This is a genomic window from Longimicrobium sp. (assembly GCA_036387335.1).
GTDB lineage: Bacteria > Gemmatimonadota > Gemmatimonadetes > Longimicrobiales > Longimicrobiaceae > Longimicrobium.
Map to the genome: position 1 here is coordinate 59345 of DASVTZ010000110.1, position 19523 is coordinate 78867.

At 70.6% G+C, this 19523-nt stretch carries 17 protein-coding genes; 5 read left to right on the plus strand and 12 right to left on the minus strand.

The window, feature by feature from the left end:
• Nucleotides 1-95 precede the first annotated feature (95 nt).
• The 8 genes from VF647_10450 to VF647_10485 all read right to left on the minus strand — a co-directional run bounded on the left by VF647_10450 (nucleotide 96) and on the right by VF647_10485 (nucleotide 7343).
• Nucleotides 96-1280, minus strand: coding sequence for a urate hydroxylase PuuD (locus tag VF647_10450; GenBank protein HEX8452507.1), 1185 nt, complete (start codon nucleotides 1278-1280; stop codon nucleotides 96-98).
• A complete protein-coding gene (uraH, locus tag VF647_10455) occupies nucleotides 1280-1621 on the minus strand; it encodes a hydroxyisourate hydrolase (GenBank protein HEX8452508.1) in 342 nt (113 codons plus the stop codon). The genes VF647_10450 and uraH overlap by 1 nt, the downstream gene beginning before the upstream one ends.
• A gap of 28 nt (nucleotides 1622-1649) precedes the next feature.
• Nucleotides 1650-2168, minus strand: coding sequence for a 2-oxo-4-hydroxy-4-carboxy-5-ureidoimidazoline decarboxylase (uraD, locus tag VF647_10460; GenBank protein HEX8452509.1), 519 nt, complete (start codon nucleotides 2166-2168; stop codon nucleotides 1650-1652).
• Nucleotides 2169-2294: 126 nt separating this feature from the next.
• A complete protein-coding gene (alc, locus tag VF647_10465) occupies nucleotides 2295-3392 on the minus strand; it encodes an allantoicase (GenBank protein HEX8452510.1) in 1098 nt (365 codons plus the stop codon).
• Nucleotides 3389-4738 carry an allantoinase AllB gene (gene allB / locus VF647_10470; GenBank protein ID HEX8452511.1) on the minus strand — a complete coding sequence of 450 codons (1350 nt, stop codon included), beginning with the start codon at nucleotides 4736-4738 and terminating at the stop codon, nucleotides 3389-3391. Before allB ends, alc begins: the two co-directional genes overlap by 4 nt.
• Entirely contained in the window at nucleotides 4735-5358 is a 624-nt protein-coding gene (locus tag VF647_10475; GenBank protein ID HEX8452512.1) for a hypothetical protein, read from the minus strand. The genes allB and VF647_10475 overlap by 4 nt, the downstream gene beginning before the upstream one ends.
• A 181-nt stretch (nucleotides 5359-5539) precedes the next feature.
• A complete protein-coding gene (locus VF647_10480; GenBank protein HEX8452513.1) occupies nucleotides 5540-6481 on the minus strand; it encodes a hypothetical protein in 942 nt (313 codons plus the stop codon).
• Between the two features lie 79 nt (nucleotides 6482-6560).
• Nucleotides 6561-7343: a sigma-70 family RNA polymerase sigma factor gene (locus VF647_10485; GenBank protein ID HEX8452514.1), complete on the minus strand. Its 783-nt coding sequence runs from the start codon at nucleotides 7341-7343 to the stop codon at nucleotides 6561-6563.
• A 300-nt stretch (nucleotides 7344-7643) separates the two neighbouring features.
• On the opposite strand from VF647_10485, the gene VF647_10490 reads away from it, so the two are divergent.
• The 3 genes from VF647_10490 (at nucleotide 7644) to VF647_10500 (ending at nucleotide 11445) form a co-directional block, all read left to right on the plus strand.
• Nucleotides 7644-9167 carry a DASS family sodium-coupled anion symporter gene (locus VF647_10490; GenBank protein ID HEX8452515.1) on the plus strand — a complete coding sequence of 508 codons (1524 nt, stop codon included), beginning with the start codon at nucleotides 7644-7646 and terminating at the stop codon, nucleotides 9165-9167.
• A 423-nt stretch (nucleotides 9168-9590) separates the two neighbouring features.
• Nucleotides 9591-10448, plus strand: a complete 858-nt coding sequence (tesB, locus tag VF647_10495; GenBank protein ID HEX8452516.1) for an acyl-CoA thioesterase II — start codon at nucleotides 9591-9593, stop codon at nucleotides 10446-10448.
• 286 nt (nucleotides 10449-10734) lie between these two features.
• Nucleotides 10735-11445, plus strand: a complete 711-nt coding sequence (locus VF647_10500; protein HEX8452517.1) for a hypothetical protein — start codon at nucleotides 10735-10737, stop codon at nucleotides 11443-11445.
• 95 nt (nucleotides 11446-11540) lie between these two features.
• On the opposite strand, the gene VF647_10505 is transcribed toward VF647_10500, so the two are convergent.
• Complete coding sequence (locus tag VF647_10505) at nucleotides 11541-12968, minus strand: peptidylprolyl isomerase (protein ID HEX8452518.1); 1428 nt, start codon at nucleotides 12966-12968, stop codon at nucleotides 11541-11543.
• A gap of 153 nt (nucleotides 12969-13121) precedes the next feature.
• Here VF647_10505 and VF647_10510 point away from each other — a divergent pair, with 153 nt between their 5' ends.
• Both VF647_10510 and VF647_10515 read left to right on the plus strand, forming a co-directional pair.
• Nucleotides 13122-14327, plus strand: coding sequence for a serine hydrolase domain-containing protein (locus VF647_10510; GenBank protein HEX8452519.1), 1206 nt, complete (start codon nucleotides 13122-13124; stop codon nucleotides 14325-14327).
• Nucleotides 14328-14695: 368 nt separating this feature from the next.
• Nucleotides 14696-14962, plus strand: coding sequence for a hypothetical protein (locus tag VF647_10515; GenBank protein HEX8452520.1), 267 nt, complete (start codon nucleotides 14696-14698; stop codon nucleotides 14960-14962).
• A 173-nt stretch (nucleotides 14963-15135) separates the two neighbouring features.
• On the opposite strand, the gene xseB is transcribed toward VF647_10515, so the two are convergent.
• The 3 genes from xseB to VF647_10530 all read right to left on the minus strand — a co-directional run bounded on the left by xseB (nucleotide 15136) and on the right by VF647_10530 (nucleotide 19382).
• On the minus strand, nucleotides 15136-15381 hold the full coding sequence (gene xseB, locus VF647_10520) for an exodeoxyribonuclease VII small subunit (GenBank protein ID HEX8452521.1): 246 nt from the start codon (nucleotides 15379-15381) through the stop codon (nucleotides 15136-15138).
• Nucleotides 15382-15466: 85 nt separating this feature from the next.
• The gene (xseA, locus tag VF647_10525) at nucleotides 15467-16924 is read right to left on the minus strand and encodes an exodeoxyribonuclease VII large subunit (GenBank protein ID HEX8452522.1); all 1458 of its coding nucleotides are present in this window, start codon (nucleotides 16922-16924) and stop codon (nucleotides 15467-15469) included.
• Nucleotides 16925-17279: 355 nt separating this feature from the next.
• Entirely contained in the window at nucleotides 17280-19382 is a 2103-nt protein-coding gene (locus VF647_10530; GenBank protein ID HEX8452523.1) for a TonB-dependent receptor, read from the minus strand.
• Nucleotides 19383-19523 lie beyond the last annotated feature (141 nt).

Here is a 19523-nt window from a genome sequence, read left to right on the forward strand (position 1 = left end):
CCAGCAACCCGCGAGCCAGCAACAGAAACCCTCAACTCCAGCGTTCCCGATGTTCTCTCTCTGCGTCTCCGCGCCTCCGCGTGAAACCAGCAGTTTTACTCGCGGTGCGCCCCCTGCGCGATCCAGCGGCCAAGGAGCGCGCGCTCTTCCGGCGTCGCAAAGGTCTTGTTGGCGGGCGGCATCGTCGCGGTCTCGACGGCGCGGACGCGGATGCGCTCCACGCGGGCCAGGATCTGCTCCGGCGTGTCGAAGGCCACACCCGCCGGTGCCGCTCCAAAGGTGTGATCGGCCGCGCTGGCGGAGTGGCAGACGGCGCATCGCTTCTGGATGACGGCGTTGGCCTGCGCAAAGGTGACGCGCTCACCCGCGGACGCCTCGGTGCGGGACGCGGCCGGACGCGCCAGGAGGAGGAAGAGGGCGCCGAGCGTCGTCGCAAAGGTGGCGGCGAGCGCCAGCCTCCATCGCGGAAAGGTGAAGCGGACGTTCAGGATGTGGCGCACCGTGGCGCCCGCCAGCACGAGGATGCCGAGAAAGAGCCAGTTCAGCCGGTGCCCGTACAGGTCCGGGAAGTGGCTGCTCAGCATCAGCGCGATGACCGGAAAGGTCATGTAGTTGTTGTGGATCGACCGTTCCTTGGCGCGCTTCGAGGGCGCGGGGTCCGGCCGCTCCCCGCGCTCCGCGGCGGCCACCAGCACGCGCTGCGAAGGCATGATGACGCGGAACACGTTCCCCGCCATCAGCGTCCCCAGCATCGCGCCCACGTGCAGAAAGGCCGCGCGCCCGCTCAGCAGGTGCGTGAGCGCGTAGCCGACCCCAAGCACCAGCGCCAAGCCCGCCACCGCGCCCATCCGCCCCATCCGCGAGATCGCGCGGCCCAGCACGAAGTCGTACGCCAGCCAAGCCCCCACGATCGACCCCGCGGCCACGCCGACTGCTTGCGCCGGGGTGAGATCGCGCACCGCGGGGTCCACCAGGAGCGCGCCGCCGCTGGCGTAGTAAACCACGACGAGGAGTGCGGCGCCGGTGAGCCAGGTGGTGTACGCCTGCCACTTGAACCAGTGCAGCGGCCGCGCGCGGTCCCACCCCACCACGTTCTTCTCCATGCGGTAGAACGCGCCGCTGTGCAGCAGCCAGATCTCCCCCTCCTTGCCCGGCTCAGTTGGGAGGAGGTTGCGGTCGATCCAGTTCCACAGCAGCGAGTTGCCGATCCACATGATCCCCGCGATCACGTGGATCCAGCGGAAAACGAGGTCGAGAATCTCGCGAACGGCGGGGTTCATCAGCTTCCGCGGTAGGTGGAGTAGCCGAAGGGGCTCAGCAGGAGCGGGACGTGGAAGTGCTCGCCTCCGTTCTTTACCTGGAAAACGATGGCGACCTCCGGGTAGAACGCCTCGACTCCCTGCGCCGCGAAATAGGCGCCTGTGTCGAAGACGAGCCGGTACGTCCCCTTCTCGAGCGGAGCGCCTGCGGGAAGGAGGGTGCGCAGGCGCCCGTCCGCATCGGTCTCGCCGCGCCCGAGCGGTGTCGCGGCGCCATCCCCCACGCGCTCCAGCACGATCGCCACGCCCGATGCGGGCCATCCGCGGGCGGTGTCCAGCACGTGCGTCGTGATCGCGCTCATGGTTCGGTTGGTGGGGTGTGGATCTGGTTTACTCGCCGCGGACGGCCAGCAGCTTCTCCAGCCGAATCCGCGTGATCTTGCTCTGCTCCCCCGCCGCGACGCGCAGCTCGGCCGCCGGGTCATTGCCGAGCCGCTGGCGGAGGAGGGCGAGCATCTCGTCAGCCGTCTTCCCCGTCGCGCAGACGATGTAGATGAAGCCGAAGCGCTCGTCGTATTCGCGATTTCCCTCCGCAAGCGCCCGCTGCGTCTCGGCGGCGGCGCTGCTCACCCCCGCCTGCTCCCCCGCGGACCACGCCTGCTCGCGCGAAGTCTGCCCCGCCTCCGCCTTCTTCTCGCCAATGCGGGGATGGCTGCGAAATGCTTCGAGCCAGTCCCGTTCCTCGAGCGCCCACCACACCTCGTCTGCCCGCTCCAACAGCGCCGCCTCGTCCGCGAACGGCCGTGCCGCCGCCATCCGCCGCGCCCACTCCCGCGATCCGCAGCAGGTGAGTAGCTCGCGCATGGCGTCATCGTGCGGAAGGGAGTTGAGGTGGTCGAGGGCGGTCATTGTGGGTCAGGTGGCGAGTGAACTCGCTGCAACAACAGCACAAAGTCCGCCTTCGCGGACTCCCGGTCGAATCTCGCGTTCGTCGAGCCGGCTTTAGCCGCCTTCGCGTGGTTCCAGGCGGGGGCTTCAGCCCCCGCCGCTCCCGCCTCCGCTGCCCTCGCCCCGGTCGATTTCGCCCCTGCCGATCTCGCCCCCGCCGCTATCCCCCCCGCCGCCCTCACCCCCGCTGTGCCGCGCATCCAGCACCCCGAACAACCGTAGCCGCGCGATCCCGCCGTCCGGAAAGACGTTGAGACGCACGTGGGTCGCGGGGCCTGCGGCGATGACCTGGTCCTCGAAGCGGTGGCGCGCGTGGGGCTGGAGACCGGTTTCGGCCAGGAGCGGCGTCCAGGGCGCGGAGGGGGCGGCGAGCGCGTCTGCGGTGGCGCCGGGGAGGTGGATCGCCTCCAGGGTGCAGCGCTCGGGCGCGTTTCCCTTGAAGTGGTCGGTGTCGATCTCCACGCGGTGGATCGTGCCCGGCGCGGCGAGGCGCACGATGCTCCAGTCGTGGCCCGGCCCGCGGCGGCGTCGCGTCTCCCATCCGTCGCCCATGTGCGTGGAACGCCCGGGGAGCACCAGGTTCTGCCGGTCCCCAAAGAACATGTCGCTGCACGACACCACCCACCCGCCGTTCTCCATCGCAGCCAGATCCACCTCGCCCCCCGACCGGGCGAAGCGCGTCCACTCGGGCACCACCTCGCCGTGCACCCGCAGTCGCGCCACACCCCCATCCGGGTAGATGTGGAAGCGCAGATGCGTCAAACGCCGGTCGTGCGATACGTCAAAACGGTTCTTGTGATCGCCCAGCAACGGCGATTTCGGGAGGATCTCGGTCCACTCCGCGTGTGCCAGCTCGGCGGCGGACGGTGTGCCGGGGACGGAGCAGCCCTCCAGCGAGCAGTGCTCGGGGTAGTTGCCGCGAAAGAACGCCGTGTCCGCCACCACGCCGCGCACCATGCCTGGCGCGCCCAGGCGAATGATGCACCAGTCGTGGTCCGGCGAGTGGCGGCGGGTCTCCCAGCCGTCCATCCACTTGCCGCGCTCGGTGTACTCGCCCTCGCGCCACTCCGCGGGGCCGGGCTTCAGCAGGCCTTCCTTGGGGGCGAAGAACTCGTCATTGGCCGCCAGCACCGCGCCGCCCAGCCTCTCAGACGCCAGGTCCGGCAGCTCCTCGAAGTCGGTCATGCGTCGTCGCGAAGGAGGATGCGCCCGGCCGGCTGATCCGCAAAGCGGCCGCGGTCGTACACCTGCACCCCACGAACGTACGTCGCCAGCACCTCCCCGGCAAAGACTCCGCCCGCGTACGGAGTCACTTTGTGCCTGTGATGAAGCTCCTCCGGCCGCACGGTGGCCTCCGGGTCCGGGTCCCACACCACCAGGTCCGCATCGCATCCTACCGCAATGGAGCCCTTGCGCCCCTCCAGCCCCGTGAGTCGCGCCGGGGCCGCGCACATCCATTCGGCGACGCGATCGAAGCCGATCCCGCGCGCCCTCGCGTCCGTCCACATCACGCGCATCCCGAGCTGGAGCGACGCGATTCCGCCCCACGCCGTGAACCAGTCGCCGGCCTTCATCGACGGCGGGCACGGCGAGTGGTCGGACGCGACGAGATCCAGCTCGCCCGCCGCGAGCGCATCCCACAGCCGGTCGCGGTTCGCCCGGTGGCGGATCGGGGGCGCGCACTTCCACTCCAGCCCATCGTCGCGGATCTCCGCCGCCGCGAAGTGCAGGTAGTGCGGGCACGTCTCCGCGGTGACCGGCAGCCCCTCCGCGCGCGCCGCGCGGAGCAGCGGGAGCGCCTCCGCCGCCGCCAGGTGGACGATGTGCACCTGTGTGCCGAACTCGCGGCAGAGGCGGATCATCATCTCGATCGCCTCGACCTCTGCCTGAGGAGGGCGGGAGCGCAGATAAGTGGCATACGCGCGCGGGTCCTCGCCGGCGATGGCTGCGGCGGCGCGCTCCAGCGGCGCCGGAAGCTCGGCATGCACCAGCAGCGGCGCACCCAGCTCGGCCATGATCGGCATTGCGAGTCGCAGCTCCGCCTCGCCCACGTGGCCGAACTCAGCGACGCCGGAGGGGGCGAGGAAGCACTTGAAGCCGAGCACCCCCGCCTCCCACAGCGGGCGCAGCTCGGCCTCGTTCCCCGGCACCACGCCTCCCCAGAACCCCACGTCCACGCCGCACTTCCCGCGCGCCGCGTCCAGCTTCGCCCGCAGCCCATCCGCCGAAGTCGTGGCGGGGATGCTGTTCAGCGGCATGTCCACGATCGTCGTCACCCCGCCGGCCGCGGCGGCGCGGGTGGCGGTCGCGAAGCCCTCCCACTCCGTCCGCCCCGGCTCGTTGACGTGCACGTGCGTGTCCACGAGTCCCGGCATCAGGACCGCATCGCCCGCATCCACCACCGTCGCGCCATTTCCCGCATCGTCGAACGCCCGGATCGCCGCGATCCGGGCGCCCACCACGTGCACGGACGCGGGCCGCATGCCCTCCGGCAGGACCACGCGGCGCGCGCGGAAGACGATCTCGCTCACGCGACGCGCAGCCGGTACATGCCCTCACCCGGCGCGAAGCCCATGCGGCGCAGGTACTTGCTGTGCTCGCTGTTCCCGGGATCACTCAGGATCTCGTGCACGCCCAGCTCGCGAAAGAACTCCGCCTGGTCGGTGAAGAGGTAGCGCCCCGTCTTGAAGTCGCGGAACTGCGGGATCACGAAGTCCAGCACCACGCGGAGCGCGCCATCCCCCTCTGTCTCGCCGATGAAGAGCCCCGCCGGCACCATGTCGCGCAGCACGAAAAAGGTGAGCTGCCCCGCGGCCGGCGTGTGCGTGAAGCCGGGGAGGAAGCGCTGGATGTCGGCCTGGTAGAAGTCCAGGAAGTAGCGCAGGTACTCCGAATCCGGCTGCACGCGCAGGAGCTTGAAGTACTCGCGTGAAGCCAGCATCTGCCGCAGGTAGTACAGGTTGATGAGCACGATCAGCCCGTTCACCGCCGCCACGGGATACGCGTGGATCAGCACCCCGTACACCGTGAACGCCGCCGATCCCACCAGGTTGATGATCCTCAGCCGCAGGATCGAACTCATCATCAGTGACACGGCCACCAGCACCGACGCCACGTACCCCACGATCTCCAGCACCATCTGTGAATCCATGACCTCGTATCCTCTTCCCCGGAATCCTCTTGTGCACCCGCTAAGACGTGGAATCTACCAGCCCGCACTCGGTGGCGCATGCCCGCACGCGGAAGCGGGAACGGCCTACCCTCAGACTGTTCCCGCTAAACGTGAATCAGATGGTTATCTCACCAGTCCTACCTGCGGTAGCTCCCGGGCTTCATCTGCCAAGTGATCGCAGCAGACCGGCCAGCTCGCGCTCCAGCAGGCCCCAGTCCTGGGCTGAAGCGGTCTCCACCGCCGTCCGGATGCGCTCGGCGCCGCTGCGGGCGCCCGGATCGAGAGAGGGATCCCGCGCCATCCTCTCAAGCTGCGAGCGGGTGGCCCGGCTCCCAAAGAAGCCCTCGTCTCGGTTGGCGGCGGCGATGCGCGCCGATTCGATCCACGCACCCAGCTTCACCTGCTCCTCGCCCGCCATCTGCGGCACCAGCTTGCGCCCTTCGTCCAGCAGCGGTTCGAGGCGTTCGGGCGGCTCGCCGGCGCGGCGGGCGACTTTGTGGTAGATGCCGGAGGGCGCCGCGGCGGAGAGGCCCTCCAGGAGCATCGCGGTCTCGGTGGCGAGCTGGGCGGTGGCGGGGTCGCGCCCGCGCACGGCGAGCTCCAGGTCCACCAGGCGCACGCCCAGGCGGACGGCGCGCGCGTCGTTGGTAAGCCCGTCGCCGGCACCGCGGGTGGTGCCCCAGGGGCTCGCGTCCCACCCAGCCGGGAGCGCGTCCGCCTCGACGGCAACGAGGCCGCGGTCCGCCGCGAAGCGCGTCCACAGCCAGGGCGCGAGCGCGATCCCGGCAAGCACCGCCGCGATCGCCAGCCAGCGCGGCGAGAGCCCGCGCCGGCGCGACGGCGCGTTCTGGATCGGCGTCACCTCCGGCGCGGCGTGGGTGGACGTTTCCTCAGGCGCGTCGTGGATCGGGGTCACCTCGGGCGCAACAGGGATCGGCGTCACCCCCGGGGCGGCGCCCTCCAGCTCGGCGGTGATCGCTACCGCGTCCGCGTAGGCGTCAAAGTCGTCTTCCGATGCCGCGAGCTCGGCGAGCAGCTCGTTGCGCCGGTGCGCGTCCAGCCGCCCATCGAGGAGGGCGGCCAGGCGCTCTGCGTTCTTCATTGGGTCCGTCATCGGGTGCCCTCCACCTGCGCGTCATACCTATTGGATGGACGCGTATAGCGTTTGTCGCGCGTTTCGCTCATTCCGCCTCCAGATTGCCGAGGAGCGACCGCACTTCGTCCGGCGTGATTCCGGAGGCCTGCAGGTGCCCGCGCAACTCGTTCAGGGTCCGCTCGATGCGCCTGTACAGAGGCTTTTGGGGCAGCGCCAGGCCGCGCGCGATGTCGGCCACGCTGAGATCCTCCCAGAAGCGCATCCGCAGGATCAGCCGGTCCTCTTCGCCCAGGCGGTCGAGCGCGCGGCTCAGCGCGTCGTGGAGTTGCGTCCGCTCCGCCTCCGACTCGGCGCGCTCCGTCAGGTCGTCCGCGGAGGCGGGGCCGGGGGTGTGCTCCAGCTCGTCGGCACCCACCTGCGACGGGCGCAGAGGCGTGCGCGCCGGGAGTCGCGCGAGCATCCGCGCCAGCTCGCCCTGCGAGGCATCGGTGTCGCCGGACGTGCGGAGGACTTCCACGGCCTGATCGAGCCCGTAACCGTCGCGGCGCACCAGCGTTTCCAGGCGCACGGCAACGGGCCCTTCGCGCCGCGCCGCGGCCGAGGGACGCCAGCGGCCCCAGCGGGATACACGGTACTCACGAAAGAGCATCGACACCACGACCGTGAGGTACGTGTTCAGCGAGCTCTCGCCGCGGAACTTGCGGAGGGCGGCATACTCGTCTTCCACCAGCCTCATCCGCGCCCACGACGTGAAGTCCTCGCCCTCCGCACCGGCCAGCCCATGCCGCCGGCACAGGAGCGCACAGACGCGGTCGATCCAGGGGAGGTGTTCGAGGAAGAGGGCCTCGAGTTCCTTCCGGCTCGGCATTCGTTCCAGTGGGCTGGGTGGGTGGACGCACTTCGTCGGGGCGCGCGCTGAAGGTAGAGGGACTCCGTAGCGCGATCAATGTTCCACCAGCAGAATTTGCGCCCGCAGAACGGCTTAATACGCGCGCCGCCGCTCCCGTGTTGTCTGATGCTCGGCACGAGCGAGGTCCTCCGCCGGTCCGGCGCGGGCCGGTCAAGTGGACGCGGTGGCGCGGCCGACCCGGTTTGCCGCCGCCGCCGATGCGCGGTATCGTGCACGGCCCGCCACACCGTTCGCCACTCGCCGACCGCACTCCCGCCCGTGACTGCCACCGCCACTCCACATCCGCGCGAGGTCCTTTCCCGAGGCGAGCAGCGCTTCGAGCGGCTGCGGAACCGTGCGGGGTTCGTGGTGGCGCCGCTGGTGTTCGCGGCGTTGCTGCTGGCGCCCATGGAAGGGCTGAAGCCGGAGGCGCACCGGCTGGCCGCGGTGATGGCGGCGGTGGTGGTGCTGTGGATCACGGAGGCGCTTCCCATGCCGGCGACGGCGCTGCTGGGCGCGGCGGCGTGCGTGGTGCTGCGCGTGGCGCCCGCAAAAGAGGTGTTCGCGCCCTTTGCCGATCCGCTGATCTTCCTCTTCATCGGCTCGTTCATCCTGGCGCGGGCGATCTTTCTGCACGCGCTCGACCGGCGCGTGGCCTTCGCGGTGCTCACGATTCCTTGGATCGGGGGACGTCCCGCGCGGGTGCTGCTGGCGTTCGGGGCGGTGACGGCGGCGCTGAGCGCGTGGATGTCGAACACCGCCACCACCGCCATGATGTTCGGGATCGGGATGTCGATCCTGGGCGTGATGCACGGCACGGCGGCCGGGGGTTCTGAGATCGATCCGCGCTACGCCACGGGGCTGATGCTGATGACCAGCTTCGCCGCCTCCATCGGCGGCCTGGCGACGCCCATCGGCACGCCGCCGAACGTGATCGGCATTGGCTTCATCCGTACGCTGCTCAAGGTGGAGGTGACCTTCTTCGAGTGGATGTCGGTGGGGGTGCCGGTGGTGCTCGTGCTCTTCGCCGCGCTCTACCTGTACCTCAACTGGCTCTCGCCGGCGGGGGTGAGCACGCTGGGCGAGGGCGCGGAGCTGATCCGCCGCGAGCGCGCATCGCTGGGTCCCTGGACGCGCGGGCAGCGCTCCGTCGCCATCGCGTTCGGGGTGACGGCGGCGCTCTGGGTGGTGCCGGGGGTGTTCGCGCTCGTCGTGGGCGAGGCGAGCCCCGTCTATCGCGAGATGAACGCGCGGGTGCCGGAGGCGGTCGCGGCGCTGATAGGGGCGTTTCTCCTCTTCGTCCTACCCGGTAGCGCGCCCGGCGAGAAGGCGATCGATTGGGAGCAGGCGGTGCGGATCGACTGGGGGGTGATCCTGCTGTACGGCGGCGGTTTCGCGCTGGGAGTGCTGTCTTTCAACACCGGGCTGGCGGAGTCGGTGGGGCGGGGGATCACGCACCTTCTTCCGCTCCACGGCGACTTCGGGCTGCTGGTGGCATCCGTGATCGTGGCCGTGCTCGTGAGCGAGACGACCAGCAACACCGCCTCCGCCAACATGGTGGTGCCGGTCGTAATCTCCATCGCCACCGCGGCCGGCGTCGATCCGCTCGCCCCGGCCCTGGGCGCGACGATGGCCGCCAGCCTGGGCTTCATGCTCCCAGTCTCGACGCCGTGCAACGCGATCGTCTACGGCTCCGGCTACGTCCCGCTGATGCGGATGGTGCGGTACGGGCTGATCCTGGACGTGATCGGCGTGGTCGTGATCGTGGCGGCGGTGTCGATTCTCGCGCCGGTGTTGCGGTGAGGAAGTGCTAAGTCCTAAGTCCTAAGTCCTAAGTGCTGGACCGCAGTGCGTTAGTGCGTTAGTGCGGGAGTGCGAAGAAAGGTGGGGTCCCTCCCCCTCTGTCATCCTGAGCGACGCGCCGCACGGATCTCGCCCGCACGCGAATTTATGGCGCGGAGCGAAGGATCTACTGCGCGTAGCGAGAGGTTCGCATCGCACCCCGGGCCTCCTGCCTCGCCGGCTAGATCCTTCGATCGCCGCAACAGAAGGCCGTGCTACCCAGGCATCCGTTGGGCGGCTCTCTCAGGATGACAAAATGGGGTGGAAGGCCGAGGTGGGCAGCTGCCAATAGGCACTCAGCACTTAGCACTTAGCACTTAGCACTTAGCACTTAGCACTTTGCACTAAGCACTCACGCCCCGAACACCTATCTCGCCATACTACATGAGCTACCGTCTACAGGACCTCCTGGCGCTTCTCGACCTCGAACACATCGAGGAAAACATCTTCCGCGGGACGAACCGCGACATCGGGTCGGGGCGGGTGTTCGGGGGGCAGGTGCTGGGGCAGGCGCTGGTGGCGGCGGGAAGGACGGTAGGCGACGACCGCGTGGCGCACTCGCTCCACGGCTACTTCATCCTCCCCGGCGACCTGGGCGCGCCCATCGTGTACCTGGTCGACCGGCTGCGCGACGGGAAGAGCTTCACCACGCGGCACGTGACGGCCGTCCAGCACGGGCGCGCCATCTTCAACATGGCCGCGTCTTTCCAGGTGCCGGAGCCCGGCATCGAGCACCAGGTGGATGCGCCCGCCGTGCCCGACCCGGAGGGGCTGCCGCGCGAGCTGGACCTGGTGCGCGCCGTCGCGGACCGCATCCCCGAGCCGCTGCGGGCGATCTACACCCAGGACCGCCCCATCGACTTCCGCCCCGTGCACCCGGTGGACCCGTTTCGCCCCACGCCGCGTGACCCCGCCAAGCACGTCTGGTTCCGCGCCGTCGGCGAGATGCCGGCGGACACGCTGCGCCACCAGGCGGTGCTGGCGTACGCGTCGGACTACGGGCTGCTGGGCACGGCGCTCCTCCCCCACGGCCTCACCTTTCAGCGCCCCGAGCTCCAGGCCGCCACCCTCGACCACGCCCTCTGGTTCCACCGCCCCTTCCGCGCGGACGAATGGCTCCTCTTCTCCACCGATAGCCCCATCGCCACCGGCGCGCGCGGCTTCACGCGCGGAAGTTTGTACGACCGCGAGGGGCGGCTCGTGGCGTCCGTGGCGCAGGAGGGGCTGCTGCGGATGCGCTGACATCGCTTTTCTCGAGCCGGCTTCAGCCGCCTTCCCGTGGTTCCAGCCAGGGATTGATCCCCCGGCGCCTCCAAACCCGGCCATGTCGCCCGCATAGGTCACCTTCCCCATGCCGGGCCGCCCCGCCTCCCGCATCATTCCCCGAGAAGGTGAAGTAGGTGCAACTGTGGACTTCCGGCGACAGGAGGAAGCTGATGTATACGAGGCCGATTCACTGGATTCTGGGGTGGTCGCGCGCCGCGACCCTGCTGGTGCTCGCGTACCTGGCGGCCTGAGGGGTGGCGCGATGACCATCACACGGACGAGGCTCGCGATCGGGCTGCTGGCGCTGAGCGCGTCGGGGTGCGCGACGACGAGGATGGCGATGCCGCCCACCCTGGCGGCGGCGCCGGAGTGGAGCGTGCGGCCGCGCAACCAGTGGCGCGCCGACGGGCCGTTGCGCGTGGGGCCGTTCGAGGCACACCGCATCGACCGCCACGGCATCCGCCAGCGCGGCGGCATCGTGGACGCGCTCAAGGGGAAGACCGAGTTCCAGCAGCGCTACGAGTTCATGCTGCGCGACACCGCCGCGGCGGGCGACCTGTGGGCGGTGCGCTGCGACAACCGCGACATCGAGCGCGGCTTCAAGCTCGGCAGCGTGGAGCTGTCGCTGGACGACCGTACCTCGCTCGAATGCTCGCTCCAGCCGCCGGGCGAACCGTCCCGGGCGTGGACGCTGCGCATCGTCGGGGCGGGCGATGGGGCTCCCGGTGGCACCCTGCGCCGCGACGAGGTGAGCTACGAGATCGAGGGAGAGAACCCTCCCGGCGGGCAGACGGACTGCTGCGGTGCGCTGGGATACGTCCTGCGGCGCGAGGGGCGGGTGATCGGAGCGGTGGAGCAGGTCAACTGGGGAAGCGTGCGCGTGGCCCCCGAGGTCGGGCGCGACGAGGGGAGCCTGCTGGCGGCCACGGCGGTCGCGCTCATCCTGCAGTCGAAGCTGATCCAGGAATCCTGAGTCCGTCGTCGTGTACTAGCCGCGGGCCGCGGTGCTGAAGGAGAGCGCGATCTCTCCCGATAGCACCGCGGCTCGCATCACGTTGGAAGACATCGTCACCTTCGCGCGGCTGGCTCTACTCGCATGGACGCCACCACGTCGCCCTCCATGATGCCATCTACCACGTCCATCCCCTCCACCACCTGGGCGAAGACGGAGTAGTCGCGGACCAGGCGGGGATTGTCCTTGAGGTTGATGAACCACTGCGCGTCGCCCGTGTCGTGGCCGCGCGTGCTCATCCCCACGGAACCGCGGGGGTGGGCCACCGTCGCGAGCTCGTCGCGAAGATAGCGCGGGTGGCCGACGTACTCGTTCGTCCCGGGGCCGCCGCCCTGTACCACGAAGTCCGGCTCCACGCGGTGCCAGTTGCCGCCATCGTAATAGCCGGCGCGCACCAGCGCGAGCACGCGTGCAGCCATGATGGGCGCCACGTCGCCGCGCAGCCGCACCACGAACGACCCGCCGCCCGCGTCGCGCGACATCGCAACGCGGACGCGCACCTCCTTACCCAACGCCAGCGCGACCGCATCCGGCGGGAGATCGACCTGCGGCCCGGGCGGGCGGTCGTCGCTCGCGGGGCGTCCGGCTGCTTCGAGGAGCGCCACGCGTACGTCGCGCTCGGAGTCGTTCGCGCGGCGCACCCAGCGCTCGAACAGGGAGTCGGCGGCCGCGCGTGTTGCGGGTGCGGGAGAACCCTTCAGCGCGATGGCGGCGGCGCGGACGGCCTGCGCCTGGTCCCCGTGTAGGGCGGCCAGGTACACGTCGTCCGCCGCGTGGCCCGCCAGCTTCGAGAGCGCGTCGATCGCCGCCTCCTGCACGTTGCCGTCGCGGTCGCGCGCGAGGGTGCGCAGGCGTGGCGTGTCGGCGAGTGCGGCGGCGGCGCGGGCGGCGTACAGGCGAACGTGCCAGTCGGGATGCGTGGCGAGACGGCCGAGCCGCGTGCGCGCCTGCTCCGGGGCGACGCGCGCGAGCGCGACCGCCGCGTGCGCACCCGCATGCCACGAGACCCCGCCCGCCGCGCGCCGGCGCGTGTCCGCGGGGAGCGCGTCCACCCATCTCGCCAGCACGCGCACGAAGGCGGAATCGGCGCCGCACGACGGCGCCGCCACGCCGGCCGCCCGCAGGCGCACGTGCCATACGGAGTCTGCCAGCGCCGTTCGCAGCGCCGCGCAGTCCGCGCCTCGAGTGGCGAGCGCGCGGTAGCGGAGGCGCCATGCCGGCTCCGGCCAGGCGCGGGGCGCGGCCATCGGCGGCAGCGAATCGCGCGCGGCGAACAGCGGATCGCGGATGCGACCGAGCGCCCGGTGCGCGATCAGCCGCACGCGCGGGTCGGCGTGCCGCAGCCCGATCGCGATCTCCGCGGCCGCCGAGTCACGCCGGTCCTCCGCCACCAGGATCCGGCCGACGAGGGCCGAGTCGGCGCGCGTCTGCGCCCGCGCCGCGGCGGGTACCAGCAGCAGGAACAGAATCCAGAGTTTCCTCATGCCTCACGCGCGTCCGAGTGGAGGTTGGGGCCGTTGCTCGCGCCGCTGTAGTTAATACCTCTCGAAAGAGGAGTCCAGTAGCGCGGAGTGCGGTGCGGCGCGGTCTCTGCAACGCAGGTAGCCATCGCGAGACGAGTTACCCGAGCCGAGCCCATGAGACGAGCCGTCCCCTGCATCGCCGTCCTGATCCTCACCACGCTGGCGGCGGGGTGCAGGGACGCGGGCGGGCCGCGCGAAGTGCGGGAGGAGCCGCCCGGCATCGTGGAGCGCGCCCTCACGCCCAGCCCCACGCCCATTCCGGACTCCGCCCTCGCGCTGGCGGCGCAGATGGTGAAGAACCGCGTGGAGCGCGAATGGTTTCCCGGCGCGGCGCTGGCCCTCGGCAACCGCGCGCTGATCCAGGGGGTGGAGGCGTTCGGGAAGCTCACCTGGGACGAGGACGCGCCCGCCGTGAGCGCGGACTCCACGCTCTTCGACCTCGCCTCGCTCACCAAGGTGGTCGCCACGACGGCGGCGGTGATGGCGCTGGTGGAGGATGGAAGGCTCACGCTGGATGACCCCGTGCGCCGCTGGGTGCCCCAGTTCTCCGGGGGCGACAAGGACAGCGTGACCGTGCGCATGCTGCTGACGCACACGGGCGGGGTGCGCGCGGGGGCGAGCGACATCGCCAGCGAGGTGCCGGGCGACGTGCGGCGCTACCTCATCACCCGCCCGCTCGCCCTGAAGCCCGGCGAGGACGTCCTGTACTCCGACATCGGCTTCGTCATCCTGTTCATCGTGGCCCAGCGCGCGGCGGACGAGCCCCTGCCGGCCTACCTCAAGCGCCGCGTGTGGGGTCCGCTGGGGATGGCATCCACCCGGATGGGCGTGCCCACGCCGTGCGCGAAGTGCGCGCCGACGCTGCACCTGGAGGAGATGGACGGCCCCTACACCGGCGGCTCCTACGACGAGGTGGGGCGGCGGCTGGACGGGGTGGCGGGGAACGCGGGGGCGTTCAGCACGGCGCACGACCTGGCGCGCTTCGCCGCGATGATGGCCAACGAGGGGCGGCTGGGAAACGTGCGCATCTTCCAGAAGCGCACCGTCCGCGAGTTCGTCGTGCCGCAGCCCGGCGCGGGGACGCGGGCGCTGGGATGGGAGGTGTACTGCCGCGAGGGCGTGGTACCCGACCACGCGACGTGCAAGGACATCCTCGCCTTCGGCCACACGGGTGCGACCGGCACATCGCTCTGGATCGAGCCGAGCGGGCGAAGCTGGGTGGTGCTCCTCAGCAACCGCACCTACATTCCCAAGCAGCCCGACGAGGACATGCAGATGTTCCGGCGCCGGCTGTTCCGGGCGATCCTGCCCGGCGAGTAGGCGCGCGTCTCTTTTGGGACGCCGCGTGTAACGAAGTCACCGCCGCGGCGCGTTGCGGAGGAAAAACGGTCGTGCGCTTGCGCATCGGCCCTCCGTATCGTATGCATGGCGACGTGCAGCGAAGCACGCCTGCAGCGGGGTCTTTCAGAGCCCCGAAAGCGGTTTCTGTGCTGTTTCCGGCGCGTGCGGAGCGAGCCGCGCCCGCCGTTAGTCGTTCCAACGGATGCGAGGGTGTCCGCGACGAGAGCCGCGGAGAGGTGCCCGAGCCCTTCCGCCAAGACTCAGCCGCTCCGACGTGCGGCTATACCGTCCCTTTCCCGCCTAACCGTTAACATCGCGGAAGGGCCTCACCACCCAGAGCGACGACCATGGAAAGCACCCTGTCCTATCCCAAAGACGCGCCGCCGCTGGAGCTGGGCGCGGACGACGTCCTCCGCGTTCCGGAGCGCTGCCCGCACAACGGCCCCGCGCGCCTGGCCAAGACGGTGCGCGCATCGGAGCCGCCGGAGAGCCGCTGGCGGACGATGGTGGACTACGCGTGCAGCTTCGGCTGCCACATCGTCCACGAGGGGCCGGTGTGGCCTGAAGTGGTGCGCACGGAAGAGGCGGGGCGGAGGCTGGCGATCCTGGGCTAGACAGTACGGAAGGCCTCACGCGGAGACGCGGAGACGCGAAGAAGGACAAAGAGCCGTCCAGTGGCAGTTCTCTCTCTGCGTCTCCGCGCCTCCGCGTGAGCCAATTAGGATGACGGTGACACGAAGAAGCCCGGCGGCCGAAGTGCGGCTGCCGGGCTTCGTCTGTTTGTAAGCTATGCTTCGGAGGGCGGCGGGCCGTCGCCCATGAGGACTTCGATCTCGGCGGCGGCGTGCTGCAGGATGCCGCGGGCGGCCATCACCAGCTCGCACCCCTCGCGATAGAGGCGCATGTGGTCCTCGAGCTCCAGGTCGTCGCGGTCCATCTCGCGGCGGATCAGCTCCAGGCGCCGCAGGACGGTTCCCAGGCGCGGGGGCTCGCCGGCGGGCGGGGTGAGGGTGAACTCCTCGATCTCGGGCACGGAAACTCCTTAAGTGCTAAGTGCTAAGTCCTAAGTGCTAAAGTGCTGTTACTTAGCACTTGGCACTCAGCACTTAGCACTTCTGTTATTCCACCCTTACGATCAGCTCGCCGCGCGCCAGGCGGGCGCGGAGGCGCTGGCCGGGGGCGGCGTCTTCGGGGGCGCGGATGACGCGGCCGGTGGATTCGTCGCTCAGGAGCGAGTAGCCGCGGGCCAGGACCTTGAGCGGGCTGCGGGCCTCCAGCGCTTCGGCGGCGGCGGCGAGGTCGCGGCCCAGTGCGTCCATGCGGCGCAGGAGGCCGGCGCCCAACTCCGCGTCCAGGCGGTCGACAGTTTCTCCCGCGCGGTGGACGGCGCCGCGCGGATGGCGCGCTTCGAGGGCCTCGGCCGATGCGTCGACGGTCTGGTGGAGGGCCTCCACGCGGCGCGTGAGGGAGGCGCGCAGGTCGCTCTCCAGCCACTCCACGCGCTCGGCGCTCTGCTGCAGGACGCGGCGCGGGGAGCGCGCTTCAAGGTACGCCTCGGCGCCGTCGATGCGGGTGCGGAGGAGCTGGAGGCGGCCCAGCCCCGCGCGGCGCACTTCGCTCTCGGTGCGGGCGACGGCCTGCGCGTGCGAGCGGAGCAGGCGGCGCACGGGGACCGAGGCGGCGCGGGGGAAGTCGTCCAGCGCGGCCATGATGTCGCGCCCTTCCGGCACCGCGCGCTCTGCGCCGGCGGTGGGGGTGGCGGCGCGCACGTCGGCCACCAGGTCCGCGATGGTGTGGTCGGTCTCGTGCCCCACGGCCGAGATCACCGGGAAGGGGCAGGCGGCGATGGCGCGCGCCACCTCCTCCAGGTTGTAGGCCCAGAGCGACTCCTTGCTCCCGCCCCCGCGCGCCACGATCACCACGTCCACCTGCGTCTGCCCCGGCCCATCGCCGAAGCGGCGCAGGGCGGCCGCGATCTCCGGCGCCGCGCCCGCGCCCTCCACCGAGCAGTGCGACACGTACGCCGTCACCCACCACGCCTTGCGGCGCAGCGCGCGGTGCATGTCGTGCAGCGCCGCGCTCTGCGCCGAGGTCACGATGCCGATGCGGTCCGGCACCGCGGGAAGCGGGCGCTTGCGGCTCTCGTCCAGCAACCCCTCCTGGCGCAGCGTGCGCACCAGCCGGTCGTACGCGAGCTGCCAGAGCCCCTCCATTCCCGTGGTCGCCAGGCGCTGGACGGTGAACTGGAACTGGCCCTTCTTCGCGTAGATCCCCACCTGGCCGAAGACGCACACCTCCATCCCGTTCTCCGGCAGCGCGGGTAGGGCGCGCGCCGCGTCGGCGAAGAGGACGCACTGGATCTCCGCCCGGTCGTCCTTGAGGGTGAAGTAGCAGTGCCCGCTGGCGTACCGCTTCCACCCCGAGATCTCGCCGCGCACCCAGAGGTTGCCCGCGGCTTCGCGCAGCACCTTGTCGCTGCTCTTCACGAGCGCGCTCACGGTGCACGCGCTCTCCACCGTGCTCCCCGGACGGGCGGGGCGCACGGGCTCGGCGCTGAGGAGGGTCCGCTGGAGCATCGGTTTCCGGGGTGTCGGTGGATGCGGCACCCAAAGGTATCTAGAGAGCACACCCGGAACAACCGTGTCCACTCCGGAGCGGTGCCGTGTGCGTAAGTTCGTGCTGCGTATCGGGTAGCGCCGCTCTGTACTGCTCGTGGCCCCAGCGGGTCGATCATGATCTCACGCAGAGGCGCAGAGACGCGGAGAGACAGCAGAAACAGCCTCACACAGAGCACACAGAGGGAACTGCAAGCCACAGAGAAAACCTTTGATGTTCTTCCTCTGTGGCTCTGTGTCTCTGTGTGAGCCATGCAGTTGCGGTTCTCTCCTGCGTCTCTGCGCCTCTGCGTGAGACCAGCCGTTCAGGATGCCGTCACGGGCTCCACGTCAGCGATGCGCGCAGCTGGCGTGGCTCGACGGGGTGAAAGTGGACGTCGCTCACGCCCCCGGTCGGCTCGCCGCGCAGCCGCGAGGGGTAGTAGTACTGGATGTCCGAGGCGCGCGAGTTCAGCAGGTTGAGGATGGTCGCCTCCAGGCGGAGGCCGCGCGCCAGCTGCCAGCCCGCTTCCGCGTTGACCAGCGTGGCGGCATCGGCGCGCACGGAATTGTCCTCCAGCAGAGGGTAGGCGCCGAAGTGTCGCACGCGGAGCGCACCGAACGGACCGCGTTCCGGCGCCCACGCGATTCCGCCCGCGAAGACGTGCTCCAGCGCGCCCGGTATGCGGTTCTCGTCCGTGGGCACACCGGCGAGGCGGGCACGCGCGAAAGAGACGTCCGCGTCCAGCGAGAGGGCGGGGATGGGGCGGTAGAAGTTGGCCCACGTCACGCCGCCGCGCCGGCTGGTGGCGGACGGCTCGGTGGCGCCCGCGTCGCCCACGAAGAGGAGCTCGCTGTCCAGCTCCAGCGCCCACACCGTCAGCGTGGAGCGCAGGCCGCGCACCGGCGCCATCCGCAGCCCGAGTTCCGCGCCGCGGGAGCGCACCAGCGGGTCCACGCGATCCGCACGCTCACCGGTGGCGGGGTCGATGGTGATGGTGGTGCCGCGCGCGTCGTTGCTGTGGAAGCCGAAGCCGCCGCTCAGGTACAGCTCCGCCGCCGTGGAGGGGGCGATCACGAGCGACGCCTTGGGGCTGATGATCGCCGCGCGGCGGTTGCCGGAGTTCTCGGGCCGGTCGCTGTCCACGTGAAAGGTGTAGCCGTCGCCGCGCACGCCGACGATGCTTCGCAGCCAGGGACGCCACCGCGATTCCGCCTCGGCGAAGATGCCCGTGCCCGTTTCGCGCACGCGGTCCTCACGGACGGTGGCGTGGCGGAGCTGCGCCTGCGTGCGGTACAGCCCCAGCCCGCCGATGAGGTCGGCGCGGGTCTGCGCGCCTACGAGCAGCCGGTGCTCCGCGCCGAGCGCCCGCGTGCTGCGCGCGTGCTTCGCGTGGCCGCCGAGCACGACGCGGCGATCTTTCTGGTTGAACTGGTCGCCGCGCTCGGGATCGTCCAGGAAGTAGGTGAAGTTGGAATACAGGTCCAGGTCGGAGTAGATGCCGAAGAGCTGCACCTCCTCGGCGGTGCGCGCGCCGGCGCGGCGCCAGGAGCCGGACAGGCTGTAGCGCTCGGAGCGGCCGCCATCGGTGGAGTCCACCTGCCCCAGTCTGCCGATGGCGCCGCCGTCCACCGCGCGCACGGGCACCTGGTCGTTGGAGTCCCACCGGTTGCGGTACGCCATCGCCAGCAGGGAGAAGCGCGAGGCGCCGCGGTCCGCGGAGTAGCGCGCCATCGCGGCCAGCTTGCGGATCCCCTGCGGACGGTCCCACGGGCCGTCGTAGCTGCGCACTTCGCCGCCGGCCAGCAGGTCGCCGCCCAGGGTGCGGGTGGATGCCCCGGCCGCCGCGCGCGCCAGCCCGTTCTGCCCCGCGCCGAGGGTCACAAAGGGGCGCTCCAGTTTGCGCACCAGGTGGAACTCCGCGCCGCCCGCGCTTCCGAAATCGCCCACTTCGGCGTGGTACACGCCCAGGTGGTAGTCGAGGTGGCTCACCAGCTCGGGAACCAGGAAGTTGAGGTCCGTCCACCCCTGGCCGTGGCCGTGCGTGGGCATGTTCACCGGCATCCCCTCCACGCGCGTCTGGAAGTCGGTGCCGTGGTCCAGGTTGAAGCCGCGCACGAAGTACTGGTTCGCCTTCCCCTCGCCCGAGTGCTGGGTGACGATCATCCCGGGCACCGTCTCCAGCAGCTCGCCCTCGCGGGTGATTGGGCGCGAGCGCAGATCCACGGCGCCCACCCGCCCCTGCGATGCCGTGGCCGCGATCCCGATCAGGTTGTCGAAGCGCCCGGTGACCAGCAGCGTGTCGAGCACCGCCGCCGTGTCGCGCCGCGGCGGGTCGGTTTGCGCGTGCAGCGTCGTGGCGCCGGACGCGAGGGCGCCGGTCACCAGTGCGTGGCGCATCCATCGCGCGCCGCGTTTTTCGATGGTAGGTCGATTCATACGAGATCCCCGTTTTGTTTGCCGGGCACGGGAGCCTCCAGCCTCGATCTCGCCGCCCGTTTTGAGGGCGCACGAAGACCGGGCTGCCGAAAAGGGCATCCCACGCTGAGCCGGAACGCGGTCGCGCTCCGGGAGCTTATA